The organism is Pedobacter sp. (assembly GCF_965227205.1).
GTDB lineage: Bacteria > Bacteroidota > Bacteroidia > Sphingobacteriales > Sphingobacteriaceae > Pedobacter.
On sequence record NZ_OZ245727.1, the window covers coordinates 1,258,171 to 1,280,966 of the forward strand.

Here is a 22,796-nt window from a genome sequence, read left to right on the forward strand (position 1 = left end):
GGTAATGTTTAGTTTAAGGTAGGGAGGCAGAACTGGGTTCTGTTTCCCTTTATTTTTTGACCAGGATTTAAGGATTTTAAGATTAGAGTTTATCTCTTTTTTAATTGGAAAAGCAGGGTTCTGTTTTTCAATTTATGTTCGTCCTGCTTTCCGCTACAATCTTTTTTATGTGTCCTTCGACTACGCTCAGGATCACAGAAAAAAGTATTTTCACTGCAATCAGGTTTAGGTACAAAGGCATCTACAAGAAAGCAAAAAACATTTAGCCTATGTTAAATACTCATTTTTTATTTACCTATCGTAATTCCTTTGAAAAATAGATTTTTATCTCTTACACTTTTTCCATCAGGTAATATGCAGATAAAATTATAAGCTTTGCCATTTATGAATATGGCTATATAGTAAATATTACTTTTATTCTCTTCATCTCTTCCTTCAATTTGGTAGGTAACTCTTCCGGTTAAAGTTGATACTGAAACTGGTTTGAATTTATAACTTGGCATTGAAGGTGTAAAGCCATCTAGAAAGTCGTTAGCAAATTCTTTTTCAACTACAACGCTATCAAATGTCGATTTATTGAAGTTTATGGCTTTAGCTATATCTGATACACTAACTGCGAATACAACACCAGTACTATCTTTACAGCCATAAGAACCTCCAGAGCCTTTAGTGGGACGAAGTGGAAAAGAAACAGCAACATTATCAGTTAACCGTAGTTTGTAATTGAAACTTTGTGCATTAATTTTTAATGTAGCAAATAGTATCAAAAACAATAAACCAATTTTTTGCATCTTAATAAGTAATTACCTGTTCTTCTAAATGTTCAGGTAAATCGCGGTAATTATATTTTTGTCCACGCAACTGAGGCTCAAAACCTGCAGCTTTAATGGATTGCTGAATTCCATTTGCAGTAAAACGATGTGGTGCTCCGGCAGCAGAAACCACATTTTCCTCAATCATAATCGAACCAAAATCATTTGCACCTGCATGTAAACAAAGTTGTGCCGTAGTTTTTCCAACGGTTAACCAACTTGCTTGGATATTTTTAATGTTTGGCAACATAATTCGGCTCAAAGCAATCATGCGGATATATTCATCAGCAGTAACATTATTGCTAATACCACGCAAACGTTTTAATAAAGTTCCATCATCTTGGAAAGGCCATGGAATAAATGCTAAAAATCCGTTTGCATCGGCTGGTTTTTCACTTTGAACCTGACGAATCCAGACTAAGTGTTCGAAACGTTCTTCAATAGTTTCTACGTGTCCAAACATCATCGTTGCAGATGTTGTAATATCTAATTGATGGCAAGCACGCATTACATCAAGCCATTCTTGCCCGCCACATTTTCCTTTTGATATTAACCTTCTTACTCTATCGTTTAAAATTTCTGCACCCGCACCTGGAAGCGAATCCATTCCTGCATCTTTTAAAACTTGTAAAACTTCGGTATGCGAAATGCCTTCAAGTTTTGCCACATGCGCAATTTCCGGTGGACCTAAAGCGTGTAGCTTTAAATCAGGATATAATTCTTTTAATTTTTTAAATAAATCAGCATAAAAAGCCAGTCCTAAATCAGGATGGTGTCCGCCTTGTAATAAAAGCTGGTCCCCACCTAAACGGAAAGTTTCTTCAATTTTTAATTTATAGGTTTCTATATCAGTAATGTAACTTTCATCATGGCCCGGGCGACGGAAAAAATTACAGAATTTACAGTTCGCAATACATACATTGGTAGTATTTACATTTCTGTCGATTTGCCAGGTCACTTTTCCACTCGGTACCTGAATTTTTCTCAATTCATTCGCCACAAACATTAACGATGCTGTATCGGCATGGTGATATAAGTGTACACCTTCTTCAAGACTTAAAAAATCAAAATGTAATGCCCTCTGTAGTAAATCGGCTGTATTCATACTACAAAGATAAAGAAATGGTTGTTTGCTTTTTTTATGTTTTGGTTTTTTAGATGTCAAATTGGGTTATTACTGATAAAGGCATTTGGTTACCTTGTTGTTTAGGATTTGTAAATTTCCCAAAAAACCAATAATCGAAAAAACTAACCAACCAAAAATAATATCTTTACAATCCTAAAATTAGATAATGGTAGATTTTAATCGTTTTACACTAGCCAACGGATTAAAAGTTTTGGTACATGAAGATCCAACAACTCCAATGGCAGTTTTAAATATTTTATATGATGTGGGTGCTCGTGATGAAAGCCCTGAACAAACCGGTTTTGCGCATTTATTTGAACATTTAATGTTTGGTGGCTCGGTTAATATCCCAAGTTACGATGAGCCTTTACAAAGAGTTGGTGGCGAGAATAACGCTTTCACAAGTAACGATATTACAAACTATTACATCACTTTACCAGCAGAAAACATCGAAACTGCTTTTTGGTTGGAGAGTGATAGAATGCTAAGTTTAGCCTTCTCAGATAAAAGTTTAGAAACTCAAATTAACGTGGTTAGTGAGGAGTTTAAACAGCGTTATTTAAATCAGCCTTATGGCGATGTTTGGTTGAAATTGCGTCCGCTGGCATATAAAAAACATTCATATCGTTGGGCAACAATTGGTAAGGAACTTGCTCATATCGAAAATGCAAAAATGGACGATGTAAAAGCATTTTTCAACAAACATTACAATCCAAAAAATGCAATTCTTGTTGTTGGTGGTAATGTTAAAACCGATGATGTAAAGAAATTAGCCGAAAAATGGTTTGAACCAATTGCATCTGGCGAAAAATATGAACGCAATTTAATTCAGGAAGATAAACAAACAGAAGAAAGAGCAGAAACTATTAAAGCTGCAGTACCATTAAATGCAATTTATGTTGCGTTTAAAATGCCTGGAAGGCTAGATAAAGATTATTATGCTTTTGATTTACTTTCTGATATTCTTTCAGGCGGAAAATCATCTCGATTGCACAATAGTTTGTTAAAAGAACAGCAGCTTTTTAGCGACATAAACGCTTACATTTCCAGTAGTTTAGATCCGGGTTTGTTCATTGTTGAAGGAAAACTTGTAGAAGGCGTTTCTGTAGAAAGGGCAGAAGCTGCAATTTGGGCAGAGCTAGAAAAAATCAAAACCGAATTAGTTACTAAGGATGAATTAACAAAAGTTAAAAATAAGGTGGAATCGGTTTTAGTATTTTCAGAAATGAGCTTGCTGGATAAAGCCATGAATCTTGCTTATTACGAATTGCTTGGCGATGCAGATATTCTAAATCAGGAAGCATCTAAATACCTGGAAGTTCAGGCAGAAGATATTAAAAGAATATCTAACGAAACTTTTAGCAAAGAGCAATCATCAACACTATATTATTTAACAGAAGAACATGCTTAATCGTACTCAAGCGCCTGATTTTAAACAGGTAAATCATATTGAATTTATTCATCCAGAAAAGCGTGTCTTAGCTAATGATGTTCCTGTTTTTACCATTTTTTCTGGAGAACAGGATTTAGTTCGCATCGAATTTCTTTTCAATAACGTAAACTGGAATCCAGAAAAACCTTTGCAAGCCATTGCTGTAAATGCATTGCTTAATAATGGAACAAACAAACTTTCTGCAAAAGAAATTGCCGAAAAAATAGATTTCTACGGTGCTTTTTTTCAAACCGAATATAATCAGGATCAATCTTCGGTAACGCTTTACACTTTAAATAAACATCTTCATTCTGTATTGCCAATAGTTAAAGATGTTTTATCTGAAAGTCAGTTTCCGCAAAAGGAACTAGATATTTACATTCAGAATCAAAAGCAAAAACTTCAGGTTAATCTTCAAAAAAATGATGTGTTATCAAGAAAGGAATTTTCTAACGCATTATTTGGCGATACAGCTTATGGCGTTGATATCCAACTAAAACATTACGATGCGGTTAGGCAAGAAGATTTAGTAGAGTATTTTAAAAATGCCTATGCTCCAAATAACTGTACAATAGTTGTTTCCGGAAAGTTTGATGATAAAGGTTTTGAACTTTTAAATAAAGAATTTGGGCAAAACTGGGCTAATGGAAATGCTGTAAAAAATAGTTTCAGCTTTCAATCTCCAGAGAAGAAAACAGTTTACAAAGAGAAAGCTGAATCTTTACAGTCTGCAATTAGAATTGGGCAGTTATCTATTAATAGAAAACATGAAGACTTTGCCGGATTACAGATTTTAAATACTGTTTTAGGAGGTTATTTTGGTTCGCGTTTAATGACAAATATCCGTGAAGATAAAGGTTATACTTATGGAATTGGCTCTGGAATTGTATCACTTCACAATGCAGGTTATTTCTTTATCGGTACAGAAGTTGGCGCTGACGTTTGCTCAGATGCGCTAAACGAAATTTACAAAGAAATCGAGTTGTTAAAAACTGAAGTAATTGGTGATGAAGAATTAAGCCTGGTTAAAAATTATATGCTTGGCTCAATGCTTGGAAGTTTAGAGAATGTTTTCTCTCATGCCGACAAATTCAAGAATATTTATTTCTCTGGTTTAGATTATAGTTATTACGAAAACTACATTTCAAAAGTTAAATCAATTACTGCTGATGAGTTGTTGGCTTTGGCTAATAAATATTTAAACACAGAAAACTTGACCGAAATTGTAGTAGGGAAGAAGTAGGGAAGTGGTCTAACAATCACTTATAATCTGTCACGTTGAGCTTGTCGAAACGCTTTATAAATCTTTCGACAAGCTCAAGATGACATAAATTTATTTATACTGGCAAAGATAAGCCGTTTGAATATCGGTTTTAACCTTAAATGAAGTATTTGCTTCAACTTCAAAACTAGTTCCAGCTAGGTAAACTTTCCAATCATTTTCGTTTGGTAGCAAAGCTGATAATTCACCTTCAATTACATTCATTATTTCCTTTTGTGCGGTTCCAAATTCGTATTCGCCAGGATTTATAACACCAACAGTTACTTTACCGTCAGAAGTTTGGAAGCCTAAAGACTTTACATTCCCTTCGAAATATTGATTTTCAGTTATCATAATTAATTAATCGTTTTTAGATAAGGCAATTATAATTAAGCTTTACGTAAAACACGAATTGATTTGTAGAATTTCATTTGTCAGCACAGCTTAATATTTAAGTAAATTAATTTTTGCACTTTTATTTTCGCCTATTTTTCCTATCTTTGCCCCGCATATAATAAATCCTAATTTATTTTTTATGCAACTCGATTCCACAAAATTTATTGCTACAGGTTTAACTTATGACGACGTACTTTTAGTACCCGCATATTCTGAAATTCTGCCCCGCGATGTAAATACAGCCACTTTTTTAACAAAAAAAATTAAGCTTAACGTTCCATTAATTTCTGCAGCCATGGATACAGTAACAGAAGCTGAACTGGCTATTGCAATTGCGCAAAATGGTGGTATAGGTATGTTGCATAAAAACATGACCATCGAAAGACAAGCAAATGAAGTTCGCAAGGTTAAGCGTTCGGAAAGTGGAATGATTCAAGATCCGGTAACTTTATTAGAAACCGCTGTTGTTGCAGATGCTTTCAAAATTATGAAAGAGCATAAAATTGGTGGTATACCGGTGGTAAGCAGCGATAATAAATTAGTTGGTATTATTACTAACCGCGATTTGCGCTTCCAGAAAAACATGGCAAGACCAATTGCAGAAGTAATGACAAAGGATAATTTGATTACTGCTCCAGAAGGTACAAATCTTGTTCAGGCAGAAGAAATTCTTCAAAATCATAAAATCGAGAAACTTCCGGTAGTAACTAAAGATGGTTTTTTAAGTGGCTTAATCACATTCAAAGATATTTCGAAAGTTAAAAACTATCCTGCTGCTTGTAAAGATGAGCGTGGCCGTTTACGTGTTGGTGCGGCAGTTGGTGTAACAGCCGATACCATTCAAAGAGTTGATGCTTTAGTAAATGCAGGAGTGGACGTAATTACGATTGATACTGCTCACGGACATTCAAAAGGAGTTGTTGATAAATTAAAAGAAGTTAAAGCTAAATATCCTGATTTACAGGTAATCGTTGGAAATATAGCAACCGGTGCAGCAGCAAAATTTTTAGCCGATGCAGGTGCTGATGCTGTTAAAGTTGGTATTGGTCCGGGTTCTATTTGTACCACCAGAATTATTGCAGGTGTTGGCGTTCCGCAATTGTACGCTGTTTACGAGTGCGCAAAGGCATTAAAAGGTACTGGTGTTCCAGTTATTGCAGATGGTGGAATTAAACATACCGGAGATATCGCAAAAGCAATCGCTTCTGGAGCAAGTACAGTAATGGCAGGCTCGTTATTTGCAGGTGTAGAAGAATCACCAGGTGAAACTATTATTTACGAAGGACGTAAGTTTAAATCTTATCGTGGTATGGGTTCAATCGAAGCAATGGAACAAGGTTCAAAAGACCGTTATTTCCAGGATGTGGAAGATGATATTAAAAAATTAGTTCCGGAAGGAATTGTTGGTCGCGTACCATTTAAAGGAACTTTGGCCGAAGTAATGTACCAATACATTGGCGGTTTACGTGCAAGTATGGGGTATTGCGGAGCAGGAAATATCGAAGCTTTACAAGAAGCGCAATTCGTTCAAATTACTGCTGCAGGTATGCGTGAAAGTCATCCACACGATATTACAATTACTAAAGAAGCACCGAATTATACAAGATAAGCTTTAAGGTAAAAGCTTAAAGCAGAAAGCTTTCTGTCAGTTCGTCATTTCGATTGCAGTGGAGAACTACGAAGTGCTCAGCATAGCTAAATCTTTTAAATCAGCTTTAAAAATAATAGAACGAGGCATAGGTAACTATAGCCTCGTTTTTTATTTTACGGTTAAATTTTATTTTTTGAAAATGAGCGCCCTACATTATCGGTTTGAGCAGTCCTGCCATTCGCTGTAGCCCTCGTAGAAAAACTCGGGGCTGCCGCTGCTGTCAGGTTTAAAATTAAAGGATTGTTTAAGAACGCCCTGCAAATGCAAATAGTTGTAATTACCGTGCCATCTAAACGGGATTGTAGCGATATCCTTTTTGGCGAGTACAGGTTAAACTTACGAAGTCTAATATCCATCGTTTCATTAGACTTCGTAAGTTTCTTCTCAAGCCAAAAAGATTTAGCGTAAAGCCCGATTAACTTAAATTTCACCTTGGTCATTGCTTTTCTAAATTTTGAAAAAATCTAATTTCCTTTTTATCGATAAAAGCTAAGTTCTAAATCTACAAATCTGTAGCAAAAAGCAAAATAATTCCGTGTCAATCTGTGTTTCCGTGGCAAAATAAGTTTTCAACAAATGCTAAGTTAAAAATCTGCCAATCTGTGGCAAAACAAAATCAATTCCGCGTTTCAATAGCAAATTAAATTCAGTTTACCACAATCAATAATATTTAATACAAAATAAAATTTGGCAATTGTGTTTTTTTAATATATTTGTCGACTAAATCCATAGATTTTATATAATAATGAAAAACTTTCAAAACCTCCACACTTATTGTTGTTGTTTCTGCATTGCGAAAAATATCAAAGAATTCCGAACGGAGCAGTAATCAACAAAAAATATCTAACCCAAACACATTAAACTAATCATGAAAAAAAGTTTATTAATATTCTTTTCAATAATACTTTATGCGAGTTATTCTTTTGCTCAAAATCCAATAACAGGTAAAATAAAAGGACCAAGCGGTTCAATAATTCCAAACGCAACAATTAAAGTAAGAGGTACAAATTTTACGGCAAAGGCAAATGAGCAAGGTATTTTTACCATCGATGCAAGGCAAGAGCCACCGTTTTATATTCAGGTAAGTTCTGTTGGGTACAAACCTCAGGATTTTCAGATTTTAAAAATTCAGGATACTGTAGAACTGGTTTTGGTGGAAGACACACAATTAGATGAAATTGTGGTTACATCAAGAAGACGTTCGGAAGTTTTGCAAGATGTACCGATTCCGATTACAGTAATTGGCGGACAAGCAGCTGAAAATGCCGGAGCATTCAATGTTAACCGCTTGAAAGAATTGGTGCCTTCAGTACAATTATATGCTTCAAATGCTCGTAATACAACATTAAATATTCGCGGTTTAGGCTCTACATTCGGCTTAACAAATGATGGTATTGACCCTGGAGTTGGTTTTTATGTAGATGGCGTTTACCACGCTCGTCCGGCGGCTACTTCAACAGATTTTCTTGATATCGAAAGGATAGAGGTTATCCGTGGTCCACAGGGAACTTTGTTTGGTAAAAATACAACGGCAGGTGCATTTAACATCACAACCACAAAACCAAGTCAAACTCCATCTGCGAAGGCAGAATTAAGTGTCGGTAATTATAACTTCATACAAGCCAAAGCATCTATCACTGGTGGTTTGACTAAAAATCTTTCAGCTAAATTATCAATTTCAGGTACGCAACGCGATGGTACAATCTGGAATACACGTGAAGAACGCAGGTATAGTGGACAAAACAACCTTGGTTTTAAAGGTCAGTTATATTTCACACCATCAGATAAATTACAAGTTTTATTAAGTGGCGATGTAAGCATTCAACATCCGGCTGGTTACCCTTTAGTTATTGCTGGTGTAACGCAAACAGAGCGAAGTGCTTATCGCCAATACGCCCGAATTATTTCTGATTTAGGATATCAACAGCCTAAAATCAATCCTTTTTCGAGAGAAATTAATACTAATACACCTTGGAGACACAATCAATCAATAGGTGGTTTATCGGTAAATGTTGATTACAAAATTGGTGGCGGAACTTTAACCTCAACAACTGCCTGGAGATTTTGGAACTGGGACCCAACAAATGATAGAGATTTCTCAGAAGTTTCTGCGCTTACAAAATCTCAGGGTAATTCTCGCCACGATCAATACTCGCAAGAAATCAGATATGCTGGAAACATAACAGATAAATTAAGTGGTGTAATTGGTGTATTTGCATTAGGGCAAAACTTGCAAGGCTTAGGGCAAACGGAAGAAACAGGGAAAGACCAATGGAGATTTGTTCAAACAGCAAATACTGGTGCTCAGGCTTTATATTCTACACCGGGTTTATTGGATGGCTTTGGTATCAGAACAAACTCTACAATTAAATCTTTAAGTGCTGCAGTTTTTGGTCAGGTAGATTGGGAAGTTTTAGAGCATTTACACGTTTTACCAGGTTTAAGGTTTACGTATGATAAGAAAGATGTTGATTACGATAGAAATACTTATGGTGGTTTGCAAACAACAGATGCTGCTTTATTAGCATTGAAAGCAGCTGTTTACAGCAACCAACAATTTAACACCAGTACACAGAACAATAATTTATCTGGTAATATTACGGTTTCTTACCGCCCAACAACCAGATTAAACATTTACGGAACTTTTTCAACGGCTTACAAACCAGTTGGTGTTAATGTTGGTGGATTACCAACTACAGCAAATGGTCAGGCAGATTTAAGTTTGGCAGTAGTTAAACCAGAATATGTTGAGCATTACGAATTAGGTGTTAAAACAAAACCATTTAAAGGTGCAATACTTAATGTGACAGCTTTTAATACTGATATTAAAGATTACCAAACCAATGTTCAATCGCCACAATTGGGTGTAAACAGAGGTTATTTAGCTAATGCAGAAAAAGTAAATGTTAAAGGTTTGGAAATTGATGGAACTTATCAATTAGAAAGATTTTTATCGTTAAATGCTGCATTATCATACTTAGATGGCAAGTACAAAACATTTACAAATGCGCCACTTCCTTTAGAAGAAACCGGACATACAGAAGTTATAAATGGTGTTTCAACTCAAGTAGCTTTTAAAGATGCTTCTGGTGGTAGATTACCAGGTATTTCTAAATGGAATGTTTCAGGAGGTGCAGAATTAAGTACGGCTGGTAATTTAACAACTCAAGCCGGGAGATATTTTGTTGCAGGTGATGTGAGTTACCGTTCAGATTATTCATCTAACGCAACACCTTCTAGTGTTTTAAATGTTGCAGGCTATTCGCTGTTTAATGCTCGTTTAGGATTCAGATCTGATAAGTTTTCGTTTTTTGTTTGGAGTAGAAATATCGGTAACAAAAATTATTACGAACAATTACAGGCAGCGGCAGGTAACTCTGGCTTATATGCAGGCGTACTTGGTGACCCAAGAACTTATGGGGCAACATTACGCTTCAATTTTTAGTAAATCTTTTTCTCTCTTATATTTGGTTAAAAGGCGTCGATTTATCGGCGCTTTTTGTTTTAGTGAGAATAAACTATCGTAATTGTGTTCAAAACCATAAAAAATGTAACTGTAACAGTTTTGTGCAGAATTAAAATTTATTGGGCAATAAGAAAATCTTAACTTCGGTAAATTTTTGATAAATGAATAAATTAAAAGCCGTTTGTGTTTATTGTGGCTCAAATTTTAATGGCGATGAAAAGTTAAGAACTGCAATTAAGGAATTAGCTCAAAGTCTAGTAGAACAGCAGATCAGATTAGTTTATGGTGGTGGAAGTGTTGGTGTGATGGGCGTTTTAGCGAATGATGTTCTTGAACTTGGCGGTGAAGTTACTGGTGTAATTCCTCAATTTTTAATGGATAAAGAAGTTGGGCATAAAGGTGTTACGGAGATGATTTTGACTGAAAACATGCATCAACGTAAACAAAAAATGGCCGATTTGAGCGATGGTTTTGTAATATTACCAGGAGGTTTTGGGACTTTAGAAGAGTTTTTTGAAGTGTTAACTTGGTTGCAGTTAGGTTTACACAATAAACCAATTGGTGTTTTAAATGTTAACGGTTTTTACGATCCGTTATTTGCACAGATGGATGTAATGGTTCAGCACAAATTTCTCAAACCTGCAAATCGCGATTTGGTGTTTAACGAAGAAAGCGCAAAATCATTAATTGATAAAATGGATAATTTCTCGGCTACGCCAGATGAGGTTTGGTTTAGAGAGCGAAACTTAATATAAATACAGTAAATTATAATTTGCTTTTTGAATTAAAAGCATCACAAAATATATAAAAATGCAAATCATTTCATCACACGCAGAATTTGAACAACATTTAGGTAAAGAGTTAGGCGTATCTTCATGGCATCAAATTACACAGCAACAAATTAATAATTTTGCTGATGCCACTTTAGATCATCAATGGATACATACCGATGAAGAAAGAGCAAAAAATGAAGGGCCGTTTAAGGCAACCATTGCACACGGTTATTTAACACTTGCTTTAATCCCTTATCTATGGAAAGAAATTGTTGAAATTCGTAATTTAAAAATGGAAATTAATTATGGTATTGAAAGCTTACGTTTCGCACAACCCGTAATTGTTGATAGTAAAATCAGATTAAAAGCAAAACTGGCATCAATTGTAAATCTTCGTGGCGTAACAAAAGTACACATGGGTATCGAAATGGAAATTGAAGACCAAAAGAAGCCTGCCTTTACTGGAGAAGTTGTTTTCTTATATCATTTTATTACAGAATAAGAGTTTTTAGATAATTACCACACATTTATTATTGTGTGGTAATTTCTAATCTTTATTAAATTTCTTTTTAATAAATCCGCTGAGGGATTCTTCCTCTAGCTCTTCCAATCCGCTAAGTTCCAATTCTAAAGCTTTCGTACTTATCTGAATTTCAATTAGCGAAATTACCAGCGAAATCATAAAGAATATCAAACTCAAAGCAAAAAGCACTTCTGCAAGGATATTCCATTTCAAATAGATAAAAAACATACAAAATAAGCAGCTTGCAAAGCTGAGAACACCAAAAGCTTGCATATTTTTTATCAGCTTTAAGCGATAACGAAGATTTCCGATTTGCTTATGTACTGCAATATTTTTATCCTCACTTTCATATTTCGATTTTAAACTTCTTACCAAACTTGCTAATGCTAAAAAACGATTAGTGTAGGCCAGCATAATTAAACTTATTGCCGGGAATAATAGTGCAGGTATATTTATTGTTAACTCCATTTAGCGAGATTTATTCAAAAATATTATTTTAAAAGGATATCGAGTTGTTTTAAGCGCAAAGAACACAAAGTTGGGTGCTTAAGTTTTTTAATTACCACAAAGTACACGAAGTTTTCATGTAGTACAAAGTGAAGAAGATTATTTCTTTGTTGTATGATTCAAACCTTACTCTTTGTGCTCTTTTCTTTGTGTGCTCTGTGGTTAAAAATACTTTGCGCACTTCGCGTTATTCCTTTGCTTACTTTGCGGTTAAAGCTCGAGGTAGACCAGAAACCAAATCAGTCGCAACGCTTTTTATAAAATTAAATTTAAATTGCTGCCATGAATATCGAATTTAACAAGAACGAAGATGTAAACAAGCAATTGGTTTACGAGTTAAAAGTTAAACTAAAAAAAATCTACGAGGGTGGTGGTGAAAAAAATGCTGCTAAACAAAAGGAAAAAGGAAAACTACTTGCAAGAGAACGCATAAAATATTTAATAGATAAAAATTCAGAGTTTTTAGAAGTTGGCGCATTTACTGCCGATGGAATGTACAAAGAACAAGGTGGCTGTCCTTCTGCTGGCGTTGTTTGCGGCATAGGCTATGTAAGCGGAAGACAATGTATGATTGTAGCGAACGATGCAACAGTTAAAGCAGGAGCATGGTTTCCAATGACTGCCAAGAAAAATTTACGGGCCCAAGAAATTGCAATGGAAAACCGATTGCCGGTAATTTATCTTGTAGATAGTGCAGGCGTTTATTTGCCAATGCAAGATGAGATTTTTCCTGATAAAGAACATTTCGGGAGAATGTTTCGCAATAATGCAATTATGTCTTCAGAAGGAATTGTTCAAATTTCTGCAATAATGGGTGCATGTGTTGCAGGTGGAGCTTATTTGCCAATTATGAGCGATGAAGCAATGATTGTTGACAAAACAGGTTCTGTATTTTTAGCGGGTTCTTATTTGGTAAAATCAGCCATAGGCGAAGAAGTGGATAATGAAACTTTAGGTGGTGCAACAACCCATTGCGAAATTTCTGGCGTTACCGATTACAAGCACCCAAACGATGAAGCTTGTTTGGATAGTATTCGCAATATAATGAGCAAGTTAGGTGCCCCCGAAAATGCTGGTTTCGATAGAATTAAGTCAGCAAAGCCCAAGATAAACGAAGAAGAACTTTATGGTGTTATTCCTGAAAACAGGGATAAACAATATGAAATAATGGATATTATTAACCATTTGGTTGATGATTCGGAATTTGAAGAATATAAAAAAGGTTACGGTCAAAGTATTGTTTGCGGTTTGGGTAGAATTGATGGTTGGGCAGTTGGAATTGTGGCGAACCAAAGGAAAGTTGTAAAATCTAAAAAAGGAGAGCTACAGTTTGGCGGCGTTATCTATTCTGATAGTGCAGATAAAGCCTCACGTTTCATTATGAACTGTAACCAAAAGAAAATTCCCTTGGTTTTTCTACAAGATGTAACCGGTTTTATGGTTGGAAGTCGTTCAGAACATGGCGGAATTATTAAGGACGGAGCCAAAATGGTAAACGCGGTCGCAAATTCTGTAGTGCCAAAATTTACAATTGTTATCGGTAATTCTTATGGTGCTGGCAATTATGCAATGTGCGGTAAAGCTTACGATCCACGGTTAATTTATGCGTGGCCAACTGCAAAAATCGCGGTAATGGGTGGTGCACAGGCGGCAAAAACTTTACTGCAAATTCAAGAAGCATCTTTAAAAGCAAAAGGAGAGGTTATCACCCCCGAAAAAGAGGCAGAATTGTTAAAAGAAATTACCGATAAGTATGATAGTCAGACTACGCCATATTATGCAGCATCAAGACTTTGGGTAGATGGGATTATCGACCCAATGGAAACGAGAAAGGTAATTTCGATGGGCATTGAGGCCGCCAATCAATCGCCGATTAAGAAAAGATTTAATGTTGGTATAATTCAAACCTAATTATTTTATATCAATGAGTTTAAAATATTGCTTCTGATTTCAAACATCTATCTTTAATGCATGAAAATCTTTCTGGTTGCTTTATTCCTATCTTTTCAAATTAATTTATTTGCTCAAAACGCAAGTAATATTCATCAAAATGCTATAGTGATTGATACGCATGGCGATATTTTATTTAACCAGATTTCGTCAGGAATTGATGTTGGAAAACTTCAATCTTCTGGGAATTTTGATTTAGTGAGGGCAAAAAAAGGCGGCTTAGATGTTCAGTTCTTTTCTGTTTGGTGTGATGAAACCGGAGATTACAAACTCGCAAACCGACAAATTGATTCTCTTTACAGTTTGATTAACAGATATCCCGATAGGATAAAATTAGTAAGAACGGCAAGCGATTTAGAGAAAACGGTTAAAGAGAAAAAAATGGCTGCATTGATTGGCGTTGAAGGCGGTCACATGATAAATGATCAACTAGATTATATCGATAGTTTGGCGAAACGCGGAATGAGTTATCTTACACTAACCTGGAACAATAGTACATCCTGGTCTAGCTCCGCTGCCGAAGAAAAATCTGGGAAGGTAAAGCCGGAAAATGCCGGACTAAATGACTTTGGGAAACAAGTTGTTCAACGTTTGAACAAATTAGGTGTAATGGTTGATTTATCTCATGTTGGAGAAAAAACTTTTTACGATGCTTTAGCTATAACTTCAAAACCAGTAATTGTTTCGCACAGTTGTGTTTACAATATAAATCCTGCTCCACGTAATTTAAGTGATAATCAAATTAAAGCAGTTGGTAAAAACGGCGGTGTAATTTGTGTTAATTTTTATAGTGGTTTTTTAGATTCTACTTACAGAGGAAAACAGAGAAACTTCTTAACTAAATACGATGCTGAGCTCAAAACACTTACATCAAAATATGGAAGAAGCGCTGCTATTGATACTGTAATTTCAAATCATAAAAAAGAAGCCGATGAAATTCGTCCACCCATTTCGCTATTAATTAAACACATTAACTATATAGTAAAATTGATTGGGGTTAACCATGTTGGTTTAGGTGCAGATTTCGATGGTGCAGAATCTTTTCCTTTAGGAATGAATAGCGTTGCCGATTATCCGAAGATTACTACTGAACTTATAAAAAATGGGTATTCAGAAGCTGAGATTAAGAAAATTCTTGGTGAAAATGTTATCAGGTTGATAAGGGAGAATAGATGAAGTTAGGAAAACTTTAAAGTAAAGAGTTTCAAAGATGGAATACAAAATATCTTTTTCGGCATTAGATAAATTCGCAAAAAAGGTTAATTCTAAAAAATGTAAAATTTCCTTGGAACAAATGCGAGAGCAAGCTTCAGAATTGAAGAGCAAAAGTATCATTACAATAAAGAAAAAGTGATATCATTTTAAACGATTTTTTTTTTAACCAAGGATTTTTGCTTGTAGTATCTGTTAGTTAGAAAATCAGTTGTTAATAAGTAAACTATGTTGACAATGCATACTTGTTAACAATTATTTAAAGCATTAAATTTGTATCACAATTATTGAATTTCAAACACACAATATAATGTCACAAGAAAACGAACACGTTCAGTGTTTAATTATTGGTTCTGGTCCGGCAGGATATACTGCTGCAATTTACGCAGCCAGAGCAGATTTAAAGCCAATTATGTACACTGGTATGCAGGCTGGTGGTCAGTTAACACAAACAACTGATGTAGAAAATTTCCCGGGATATCCTCAAGGTATTATGGGGCCGGAAATGATGGAAGATTTCCGTAAACAAGCAGAACGTTTTGGTACTGATATTCGTTTTGGTTATGTAAGTTCTGTTGATTTTTCTTCTACACCGCATAAAGTTGTTGTTGATGAAATTAAAACAATTACCGCTGATACCGTAATTATTGCAACTGGCGCAACCGCAAAATGGTTAGGCTTGCCAAGTGAGCAACAATACAATGGTTTTGGTGTTTCCGCTTGTGCAGTTTGCGATGGTTTCTTTTTTAAAGGACAAGACGTTGCCATTGTTGGGGCAGGAGATACTGCAGCAGAAGAAGCAACTTATTTAGCAAAACTTTGTAAAACAGTTCATTTATTGGTTCGTAGAGATGAGTTCAGAGCTTCTAAAGCAATGGTTAGCCGTGTTTTAGCAACGCCAAATATCATTGTTCATTATAATACCGAAACTGAAGAGATTTTGGGGAATGGTAAAAATGTAACAGCCGTTAAAGTGGTTAATAACCAAACCAATATTACTTCTGAAATTCCTGTTGAAGGTTTCTTCGTGGCGATTGGACACAAACCAAATACTGATATTTTCAAAGGTCAGTTAGATATGGATGATACTGGTTATTTAAGCACTAAACCTGGTTCTACATTAACCAATATCGAAGGTGTTTTTGCTTGTGGCGATGTGCAGGATATGTACTACAGACAAGCGGTAACAGCTGCGGGTTCTGGTTGTATGGCTGCTTTAGATGCCGAAAGATATCTGGCTGCAAAAGAGCATCCTGTAGAAGCTTAACAACATTTTATAATAAATTTATAAAGGAGAAATCAGAAATGGTTTCTCTTTTTTTATACCTCAGATTTTTATTTTCATCCTTTAAATAATTTGTCAAACGTTTGATATTGATTGTAACAAAAATGTGTTATTTATAATCTTTACATAATCTATATCTTGGTGTAACATAACAAAAACCAAATCTCTATTATGAACAAAGTATTTTCGATTTTCATTGGCGTGTTAATCAGTACATCTGTTTTGGCCCAGTCAGATCCAAACTTGGGTATAATTCCTGCCCCTGTTTCAATTACAAAAAGCAGTGGTAATTTTACTTTAGATAAAACAGCAGTTTTAATCAATCAAAGTATTGATGGTGCTAAATCAGCCGATTTACTTAATGCGTTTATTGTAACTAATGCTGGTTTTGCTTTAAGAGAAGTTAAAGTTTCTCAGCCAAATCAAAAATCAATATTATTAACTTCTGTTGGTGCAGATAAATTGCCAGCTGAGGGATATAACATTATTGTAACACCAAATCAAATTAAATTGGTAGGTAAAGGAGCAGGGCTATTCTATGCTGTACAATCTTTTATGCAAATGTTGCCGGCTAAAACTTCTGGCTCAGTTAATATTCCTGCGGTAACCATTAACGATTATCCTCGCTTCAGTTACCGTGGAACCATGCTTGATGTTTGCCGTCACTATTTCCCAATATCATTTATTAAAAGATATATCGATCAGTTGGCGTATTATAAAATTAATACCTTCCATTGGCATTTAACTGATGATCAGGGTTGGAGATTGGAAATTAAAAAATATCCAAAATTAACTTCAGTTGGCTCAATCAGAAACGGATCTGTAATTGGTCGCTATCCTGGTAACGGAAATTATTTAACAGAGGTTAAAGGATTTTATACTCAGGAAGAAGCTAAAGAAATTGTTCGTTATGCGGCAGAAAAGTTCATTACTGTTATTCCAGAAATAGAATTACCTGGACATGCATCAGCAGCAATTGCTGCTTATCCTGAATTGAGTTGTTTCCCTGATAGAGATACTTTCGTTAGTGATAAAACGCCTTGGTCTGGAAGCAGAAAAGGCAAACAAGTACAACAAACTTGGGGCGTTTTTGATGATATTTTTGTTCCATCTGAAAATACGTTCACGTTCTTAAATAATGTATTGGATGAAGTAATCGCTATTTTTCCTTCAAAATATATCCACATTGGAGGTGATGAAGCACCAAAAACTTATTGGAAAGAATCTCCGTTTTGTCAGCAATTGATGAAACAGAAAGGTTTAAAAGATGAGCACGAATTACAAAGTTATTTCATTCAAACTATTGAAAAACACGTGAATGGTAAAGGTCGTTCTATTATTGGTTGGGATGAAATTTTAGAAGGTGGTTTAGCTCCAAACGCAACTGTAATGAGTTGGAGAGGTGAGGATGGTGGAATTGCTGCGGCTCAGCAAAATCACGATGTAATTATGACACCTGGTTCTATGGGTTTATACATCGACCATAAACAATCAAATTCTCCTGATGAGCCGGTAACGATTGGTGGTTACGCTCCATATCAAAAAATATATGCTTATGACCCAATTCCAAAAGTATTAACTGCAGACCAAAGAAAATACATAAAAGGTGTTCAGGCTAATATGTGGAGCGAGTATATTAAAACTCCTGAGAAGGCAGAAAATCATGCGTTTCCACGCTTACTTGCATTGTCTGAAATTGCTTGGTCACCGGTTGAACGTAAAGATTTAAAGAATTTTAGCGAAGAACGTTTACCAACACATTTGGCGCAATTAGATAAAAAAGGCTGGAATTTATGGGTGCCTACACCAATTGGACAAAGTGAAAAACCTTTAACAGGAAGTGATTTTACAATTGATTTAAAAGTGCCGGTAAAAGGGGGCAAAATTTATTATTCGCTTGATGAATCTCGACCTTCGGAAAATGCATTTTTATATACAAAACCAATCTCTGTAAAAGTTCCACAAGGTGAAAAAAGAACTTTAAAAACGATTGTAATAGCGCCAAGTGGAAAAAGAAGCGTAACAACGGAAACGATATTAGATAATGGCGCTCCAGTAACTAAAACTGAAGCCAAGAAATAAAAATAGCTTGTATAAAAAATCTAATTTTCTTAATTTGGTGGATAGAACAAACGTCCCAAAGAAATGAAAATAAGAACTTTAACAAAACAGCATCTTTTGCTTTTGGCAGGGATGCTGTTTTGTTTAGCATGCACCGAAACTGAAGAAGCAAAAGAGGTTAAACTAGAAACTCCAGTTGTAAGAAAAAATCCATTCCCGTTTTATACGGATATTGAAGTTAAACCCGGATTAAATTTTGAAGTTTTTAGTTGGGGAAAGGGTAAAGATTCAATTGGTGGTTACCAAATCTTAATGTCTGATTCTGTAAAAAACATTTATCGTTCAACATCAGTAAAACGAAATGGAATTTTAAATGATGCATGGAATATGGATTTAGATAACGATGGTAATCCCGAACTTTACATTCAGCTGCTGAGTAAAAAAACAGTTTTAGATTTGAATGTATTTGAATATTCTGGAGGTAGTTTTAATAAAATTAATTTCCCTTTGTTAACTTCAAATCAAAAAAAAGGATATAACGGCAACGATAAATTTTTTATAAAAAATGGAGAATTGTATCGCTCATTTCCAGCTAAAGATGTTGAAGATAGCACTAAGACACTTACCAAAACTTATCAATATAAACTAAGAGGAAATAGTTTTTCTACAGATGAAGTTAAACCTGAATAATTTTGAGTGATAAAAAGTTTTCATTAAAAGATAGAATTAAGAGTTTTGGGTACGCTTTTAACGGATTGAAGTTGTTTTTCTACACAGAACACAACGCAAGAATACATTTGTTAGCAGCAATTTTAGCCCTAGGTTTTTCATTTTGGCTGAAAATATCTCCATCAGAATGGATAGCAATTATTGGTGTAATTTTTTTAGTTTTTATTGCTGAGATTTTTAATTCATCAATAGAAAAACTTGCTGATGTAGTATCTCCAGAGATCAATCCTAAAATAAAAATTGTTAAAGATTTAGCAGCAGGAGCAGTTTTACTTACTGCTTTATTTGCTGTAATAGTTGGTGTAATTATCTTTTATCCAAGGTTATTTCCTTGAATCCGCTAAAGTGGCTGCTTTGGCTTCTGTAATTTTATCCTCAATTATTTTATCCCAGCGTGCTTGCATTTTATGATTACTTCCATGTTCAGTCTCTTCATCATAATTCCGTTGCATGGTATCATAATATTTGCTGATTTGGTTGGCTAAATCTGAAATTTGATTCTTGAAATTTTTTACGGAGTAGTTTCTGTTTTTTAATACTCTATCAGATTCTAACTGAAGGATATAATGAATGTTTACATGGCCTTGTTCGTGATGTAATAAGTTAGCTTTAATCTCTTCATTCTTTATTTTATCCCATTTAACCCACGAACGGCTTTTGTCAATAGAAATTTCATTTTTTAAATTTATTACTACTCGATTACGATATGTTGTTGATTCGTAGCTGTATTTCCATGTCAGTACAGTAAGTGCAAAGTATGGAGAGTTTTCACCAGGCTTACCTTTAAAGTAAGTTTCGAAGTTCAACTGCACAGGTTCTGCAAAATCCTGCTTAAACGAAATTAACGGTAAGGATATGGCAATTAAAATAAATAAGGCAAGATTTTTCATATTAAAAACTAAATGAAAAAACCGTGCCTAATTATTTCTATTCTGAAATTTGCATGCTAATTCGCTCAAATTTTTCTATCAATAATGAAATTCTTTCTTTTTCTCGTTTTATTACAGCCTTTCTTAGAATGGTAGAGCAAAAGACAATCCACATTGTTGTTAATGCAATTGCGATTATTTTTTGAATGGTATTTAAGTAAGTTAAAATTTCTATAAAGTAGAATAAAATACCCAATGATAATGCTACAGTATAAAACCAATAAAGAGAATTGTATAGCTTGTAACGATTTAATTGATAGGTTTTTAAGTTGTTTAAATATTGATTTGGATGTACGGTAAAATCTGTTTTAGAAATCAATCTATAATCGCGATAAAGAATTAAAGTATAAACACCAATTGAAACTATTGTGATGCTTATTCCAACATGTGTAGTCCATGATTCGAAGTGGAAAAATATCCAGAGCGCTGCAATTGCAATAAAAGATGCAAGCATACCCAAAATATTTAAAGCAGATTTTAGCTTCAATCCATTCACTTCTTTCTTTGCCTGTTGCAACATTTCATCTGCAGAAACTTTAAGTTCTACATCATGCTTTTGCCACAACTCCTGTATTTGATCAAACGCTTGCATATTGATTGTATAATTCTGTTAATTTCTGTTTAATACGATGAATTTTTACTCTTAAATTGCCTTCACTAATGCCCGAAATATCTGCTATTTCGTGGTATGGTAATTCATCTAATACCATAGTTATAATCAAACGATCGTTTTCTTCGAGCTTCGAAATGCAAGTGTATAAAAGTGCTACCTGCTCGTTCTTTTCAGAAAATTCTTCGATTTTATTTTCAATAATGTTGTCTGTGAGTTCGTCTTTTGCCTGCCTTTTTTCTGAGCGTAAATACGTTAAGCAGGTATTAACAGCAATTCTGTATATCCAGGTAGATATTAATGATTTGTTTCTGAATTTATCTAGATTTTGCCAAACTTTCAAAAATGTTTCCTGTAAGAGATCGTTAGCAGCATCGGTATCGCCTGTGTAACCATAACATAAATGGAATATTTTTTTGGAATTCGAATCGAAGATCTGCTTAAATAACTTGTCTTTTTGTTCCATTTAGTAGGATGTAATTGCTTTTTAGATGGCTGATTGTATTTTTTGTTACAGCCTCAATGTAAAAATTCTACGGTTTCAACAGCGTTGAAAAATCAAAGTTTGTTACACGAGGTAAATATCGTAGTTTTACCAAATTAACAAAGCCACAACTTTATTATTTATGAAGAAAAACAAACTCACTATTTTTATTTTCGTTGCGCTGATAGCGGGTATTGCTTTAGGATATATTTTAAATGTAAACTCGATTGATGTTTACAACCAGAATATTCTAAACGCAGATGCTAAAGTTAAAAGCATTGAAGTTAGTATTAAAAAAACTACTGATACAACAACCGCTGCTTTTACACAATTAAAAGCCGACAGAAAGATAAATGCTAAAATCAAAAAAGAAAACGAAGAAATACGAGAGAAAAAACTAGAGTATTTTACGCTTTTGAGCGATATCTTTTTAAGATTAATAAAAATGATTGTAGCGCCACTAGTATTTACCACACTAGTTGTTGGTGTTGCTAAAGTCGGTGATATTAAAGCAGTAGGCCGAATTGGAGGTAAAACATTGGGTTGGTTTGTTGCAATGTCGCTCATGTCGCTTGTCTTAGGTTTAATTTTGGTAAACATTTTTGAACCTGGAAAACATATGAAACTAACACTTCCAGATCAGTTGGTTAACACCGGAATTCAGAAAACAGCAATGAGCGTTAAAGATTTCATTGCTCATGTGTTTCCTAAAAGTATTGCCGAATCAATGGCAACTAACGAAATCCTTCAAATTGTTGTATTCTCTTTATTTTTCGGCGTTGCAACTGCTGCAATAGGCGACTTAGGTCAGGTAGTAATTAAAGCTTTTGATGCCATTGCTCATGTTATTTTAAAAATGACTGGATACGTAATGAATTTCGCACCATTGGCCGTTTTTGGGGCCATGACTGCTATTGTAGCCAAACAAGGATTATCTGTACTAAACACATACGCAATATTTATAGGGGAGTTTTATCTCGGTTTAGTTATTTTATGGGGTATGCTGATTTTCTTAGGTTTTCTGATTCTCAAAAAACGAGTGTTTAAGCTTGTAAATGATATGAAAGAACCTGCGATTTTAGCATTTAGTACGGCAAGTAGCGAAGCAGCTTATCCAAAAACGATGATGCTTTTGGAGCGTTTTGGTTGTAAAGATAAAATTGTGAGTTTCGTTTTGCCATTAGGTTATTCGTTTAATCTGGATGGCTCAATGATGTATATGACGTTTGCATCGCTATTTATTGCACAGGCTTATGGCATACACTTAGGTTTTGAACAGCAAATTTCAATGTTGTTAATCTTAATGTTAACCAGTAAAGGTATTGCTGGTGTACCAAGAGCATCATTAGTGGTAATTGCAGGAACAATTGCTAGTTTTAATATTCCAGAGGCTGGTTTAGCATTGTTAATCGGTATTGATCCATTGTTGGATATGGGCCGTTCTGCTACCAATGTTGTTGGTAACAGTATCGCTACTGCTGTAGTAAGCAAGTGGGAGGGTGAACTAAAAGACGCGTAATTTTGCTCTTAATAATTAAAATTCAATCATCAAAAATTCATTCATTCAATAATTAATAAAAGTGTCAAGT

At 34.7% G+C, this 22,796-nt stretch carries 20 protein-coding genes; 13 read left to right on the forward strand and 7 right to left on the reverse strand.

The features are described 5' to 3' along the window. Window positions 1–287 precede the first annotated feature (287 nt). Both ACO05K_RS05330 and ACO05K_RS05335 read right to left on the reverse strand, forming a co-directional pair. Window positions 288–791 carry a hypothetical protein gene (locus tag ACO05K_RS05330; RefSeq protein WP_421943419.1) on the reverse strand — a complete coding sequence of 168 codons (504 nt, stop codon included), beginning with the start codon at window positions 789–791 and terminating at the stop codon, window positions 288–290. A gap of 1 nt (window position 792) precedes the next feature. Next, a complete protein-coding gene (locus ACO05K_RS05335; RefSeq protein ID WP_421943420.1) occupies window positions 793–1,917 on the reverse strand; it encodes a CofH family radical SAM protein in 1,125 nt (374 codons plus the stop codon). A gap of 187 nt (window positions 1,918–2,104) precedes the next feature. Between ACO05K_RS05335 and ACO05K_RS05340 the strand changes: the two genes are divergently transcribed. Together ACO05K_RS05340 and ACO05K_RS05345 are read left to right on the forward strand one after the other, a co-directional pair. Then, window positions 2,105–3,349, forward strand: a complete 1,245-nt coding sequence (locus ACO05K_RS05340; RefSeq protein ID WP_421943421.1) for a M16 family metallopeptidase — start codon at window positions 2,105–2,107, stop codon at window positions 3,347–3,349. Then, entirely contained in the window at window positions 3,342–4,613 is a 1,272-nt protein-coding gene (locus ACO05K_RS05345) for a M16 family metallopeptidase (RefSeq protein ID WP_421943422.1), read from the forward strand. The genes ACO05K_RS05340 and ACO05K_RS05345 overlap by 8 nt, the downstream gene beginning before the upstream one ends. A 90-nt stretch (window positions 4,614–4,703) precedes the next feature. Here ACO05K_RS05345 and ACO05K_RS05350 read toward each other — a convergent pair whose 3' ends face one another. Then, window positions 4,704–4,985 (reverse strand): pyrimidine/purine nucleoside phosphorylase, encoded by a 282-nt coding sequence (locus tag ACO05K_RS05350; RefSeq protein ID WP_421943423.1) that lies wholly within the window; start codon window positions 4,983–4,985, stop codon window positions 4,704–4,706. Between the two features lie 181 nt (window positions 4,986–5,166). Here ACO05K_RS05350 and guaB point away from each other — a divergent pair, with 181 nt between their 5' ends. The 4 genes from guaB (at window position 5,167) to ACO05K_RS05370 (ending at window position 11,419) form a co-directional block, all read left to right on the forward strand. Further along, window positions 5,167–6,636 (forward strand): IMP dehydrogenase, encoded by a 1,470-nt coding sequence (gene guaB / locus ACO05K_RS05355; protein WP_421943424.1) that lies wholly within the window; start codon window positions 5,167–5,169, stop codon window positions 6,634–6,636. A gap of 910 nt (window positions 6,637–7,546) precedes the next feature. After that, a complete protein-coding gene (locus ACO05K_RS05360) occupies window positions 7,547–10,123 on the forward strand; it encodes a TonB-dependent receptor (RefSeq protein WP_421943425.1) in 2,577 nt (858 codons plus the stop codon). A 182-nt stretch (window positions 10,124–10,305) separates the two neighbouring features. Next, window positions 10,306–10,899, forward strand: a complete 594-nt coding sequence (locus ACO05K_RS05365; RefSeq protein ID WP_421943426.1) for a TIGR00730 family Rossman fold protein — start codon at window positions 10,306–10,308, stop codon at window positions 10,897–10,899. 55 nt (window positions 10,900–10,954) lie between these two features. After that, window positions 10,955–11,419, forward strand: coding sequence for a MaoC family dehydratase (locus ACO05K_RS05370; protein ID WP_421943427.1), 465 nt, complete (start codon window positions 10,955–10,957; stop codon window positions 11,417–11,419). A gap of 45 nt (window positions 11,420–11,464) precedes the next feature. Here the strand turns inward: ACO05K_RS05370 and ACO05K_RS05375 are convergent, their stop codons facing one another. Beyond that, the gene (locus ACO05K_RS05375) at window positions 11,465–11,908 is read right to left on the reverse strand and encodes a DUF2721 domain-containing protein (protein WP_421943428.1); all 444 of its coding nucleotides are present in this window, start codon (window positions 11,906–11,908) and stop codon (window positions 11,465–11,467) included. A 321-nt stretch (window positions 11,909–12,229) separates the two neighbouring features. Here ACO05K_RS05375 and ACO05K_RS05380 point away from each other — a divergent pair, with 321 nt between their 5' ends. From ACO05K_RS05380 to ACO05K_RS05405, 6 genes are all read left to right on the forward strand, one after another. Further along, window positions 12,230–13,858, forward strand: a complete 1,629-nt coding sequence (locus ACO05K_RS05380; RefSeq protein WP_421943429.1) for an acyl-CoA carboxylase subunit beta — start codon at window positions 12,230–12,232, stop codon at window positions 13,856–13,858. 60 nt (window positions 13,859–13,918) lie between these two features. Then, the gene (locus ACO05K_RS05385) at window positions 13,919–15,073 is read left to right on the forward strand and encodes a dipeptidase (protein ID WP_421943430.1); all 1,155 of its coding nucleotides are present in this window, start codon (window positions 13,919–13,921) and stop codon (window positions 15,071–15,073) included. Window positions 15,074–15,419: 346 nt separating this feature from the next. Continuing rightward, window positions 15,420–16,376 (forward strand): thioredoxin-disulfide reductase, encoded by a 957-nt coding sequence (trxB, locus tag ACO05K_RS05390; RefSeq protein WP_421943431.1) that lies wholly within the window; start codon window positions 15,420–15,422, stop codon window positions 16,374–16,376. Between the two features lie 189 nt (window positions 16,377–16,565). Next, complete coding sequence (locus tag ACO05K_RS05395; protein WP_421943432.1) at window positions 16,566–18,476, forward strand: beta-N-acetylhexosaminidase; 1,911 nt, start codon at window positions 16,566–16,568, stop codon at window positions 18,474–18,476. A 63-nt stretch (window positions 18,477–18,539) separates the two neighbouring features. Beyond that, window positions 18,540–19,145: a hypothetical protein gene (locus ACO05K_RS05400; protein WP_421943433.1), complete on the forward strand. Its 606-nt coding sequence runs from the start codon at window positions 18,540–18,542 to the stop codon at window positions 19,143–19,145. Between the two features lie 2 nt (window positions 19,146–19,147). Next, complete coding sequence (locus ACO05K_RS05405; RefSeq protein ID WP_421943434.1) at window positions 19,148–19,519, forward strand: diacylglycerol kinase family protein; 372 nt, start codon at window positions 19,148–19,150, stop codon at window positions 19,517–19,519. On the opposite strand, the gene ACO05K_RS05410 is transcribed toward ACO05K_RS05405, so the two are convergent. Genes ACO05K_RS05410 through ACO05K_RS05420 form a run of 3 tightly spaced genes read right to left on the reverse strand, consistent with a single transcriptional unit; the run spans window position 19,508 to window position 21,189 of the window. Beyond that, window positions 19,508–20,074 carry a DUF922 domain-containing protein gene (locus ACO05K_RS05410; protein ID WP_421943435.1) on the reverse strand — a complete coding sequence of 189 codons (567 nt, stop codon included), beginning with the start codon at window positions 20,072–20,074 and terminating at the stop codon, window positions 19,508–19,510. The genes ACO05K_RS05405 and ACO05K_RS05410 overlap by 12 nt on opposite strands. 37 nt (window positions 20,075–20,111) lie before the next feature. Beyond that, a complete protein-coding gene (locus ACO05K_RS05415; protein WP_421943436.1) occupies window positions 20,112–20,705 on the reverse strand; it encodes a hypothetical protein in 594 nt (197 codons plus the stop codon). Then, the gene (locus ACO05K_RS05420) at window positions 20,692–21,189 is read right to left on the reverse strand and encodes an RNA polymerase sigma factor (protein WP_138821654.1); all 498 of its coding nucleotides are present in this window, start codon (window positions 21,187–21,189) and stop codon (window positions 20,692–20,694) included. The genes ACO05K_RS05415 and ACO05K_RS05420 overlap by 14 nt, the downstream gene beginning before the upstream one ends. Window positions 21,190–21,349: 160 nt before the next feature. Between ACO05K_RS05420 and ACO05K_RS05425 the strand changes: the two genes are divergently transcribed. Further along, window positions 21,350–22,726, forward strand: a complete 1,377-nt coding sequence (locus tag ACO05K_RS05425) for a dicarboxylate/amino acid:cation symporter (protein ID WP_421943437.1) — start codon at window positions 21,350–21,352, stop codon at window positions 22,724–22,726. Window positions 22,727–22,796 lie beyond the last annotated feature (70 nt).

What these genes read in the sequence shown, in the direction of transcription:
- ACO05K_RS05330 (WP_421943419.1), bottom strand. Translation starts at nt 791, where the DNA reads ATGCAAAAAATTGGTTTATTGTTTTTGATACTATTTGCTACATTAAAA.
- ACO05K_RS05335 (WP_421943420.1), bottom strand. Translation starts at nt 1,917, where the DNA reads ATGAATACAGCCGATTTACTACAGAGGGCATTACATTTTGATTTTTTA.
- ACO05K_RS05340 (WP_421943421.1), top strand. Translation starts at nt 2,105, where the DNA reads ATGGTAGATTTTAATCGTTTTACACTAGCCAACGGATTAAAAGTTTTG.
- ACO05K_RS05345 (WP_421943422.1), top strand. Translation starts at nt 3,342, where the DNA reads ATGCTTAATCGTACTCAAGCGCCTGATTTTAAACAGGTAAATCATATT.
- ACO05K_RS05350 (WP_421943423.1), bottom strand. Translation starts at nt 4,985, where the DNA reads ATGATAACTGAAAATCAATATTTCGAAGGGAATGTAAAGTCTTTAGGC.
- guaB (WP_421943424.1), top strand. Translation starts at nt 5,167, where the DNA reads ATGCAACTCGATTCCACAAAATTTATTGCTACAGGTTTAACTTATGAC.
- ACO05K_RS05360 (WP_421943425.1), top strand. Translation starts at nt 7,547, where the DNA reads ATGAAAAAAAGTTTATTAATATTCTTTTCAATAATACTTTATGCGAGT.
- ACO05K_RS05365 (WP_421943426.1), top strand. Translation starts at nt 10,306, where the DNA reads ATGAATAAATTAAAAGCCGTTTGTGTTTATTGTGGCTCAAATTTTAAT.
- ACO05K_RS05370 (WP_421943427.1), top strand. Translation starts at nt 10,955, where the DNA reads ATGCAAATCATTTCATCACACGCAGAATTTGAACAACATTTAGGTAAA.
- ACO05K_RS05375 (WP_421943428.1), bottom strand. Translation starts at nt 11,908, where the DNA reads ATGGAGTTAACAATAAATATACCTGCACTATTATTCCCGGCAATAAGT.
- ACO05K_RS05380 (WP_421943429.1), top strand. Translation starts at nt 12,230, where the DNA reads ATGAATATCGAATTTAACAAGAACGAAGATGTAAACAAGCAATTGGTT.
- ACO05K_RS05385 (WP_421943430.1), top strand. Translation starts at nt 13,919, where the DNA reads ATGAAAATCTTTCTGGTTGCTTTATTCCTATCTTTTCAAATTAATTTA.
- trxB (WP_421943431.1), top strand. Translation starts at nt 15,420, where the DNA reads ATGTCACAAGAAAACGAACACGTTCAGTGTTTAATTATTGGTTCTGGT.
- ACO05K_RS05395 (WP_421943432.1), top strand. Translation starts at nt 16,566, where the DNA reads ATGAACAAAGTATTTTCGATTTTCATTGGCGTGTTAATCAGTACATCT.
- ACO05K_RS05400 (WP_421943433.1), top strand. Translation starts at nt 18,540, where the DNA reads ATGAAAATAAGAACTTTAACAAAACAGCATCTTTTGCTTTTGGCAGGG.
- ACO05K_RS05410 (WP_421943435.1), bottom strand. Translation starts at nt 20,074, where the DNA reads ATGAAAAATCTTGCCTTATTTATTTTAATTGCCATATCCTTACCGTTA.
- ACO05K_RS05415 (WP_421943436.1), bottom strand. Translation starts at nt 20,705, where the DNA reads ATGCAAGCGTTTGATCAAATACAGGAGTTGTGGCAAAAGCATGATGTA.
- ACO05K_RS05420 (WP_138821654.1), bottom strand. Translation starts at nt 21,189, where the DNA reads ATGGAACAAAAAGACAAGTTATTTAAGCAGATCTTCGATTCGAATTCC.
- ACO05K_RS05425 (WP_421943437.1), top strand. Translation starts at nt 21,350, where the DNA reads ATGAAGAAAAACAAACTCACTATTTTTATTTTCGTTGCGCTGATAGCG.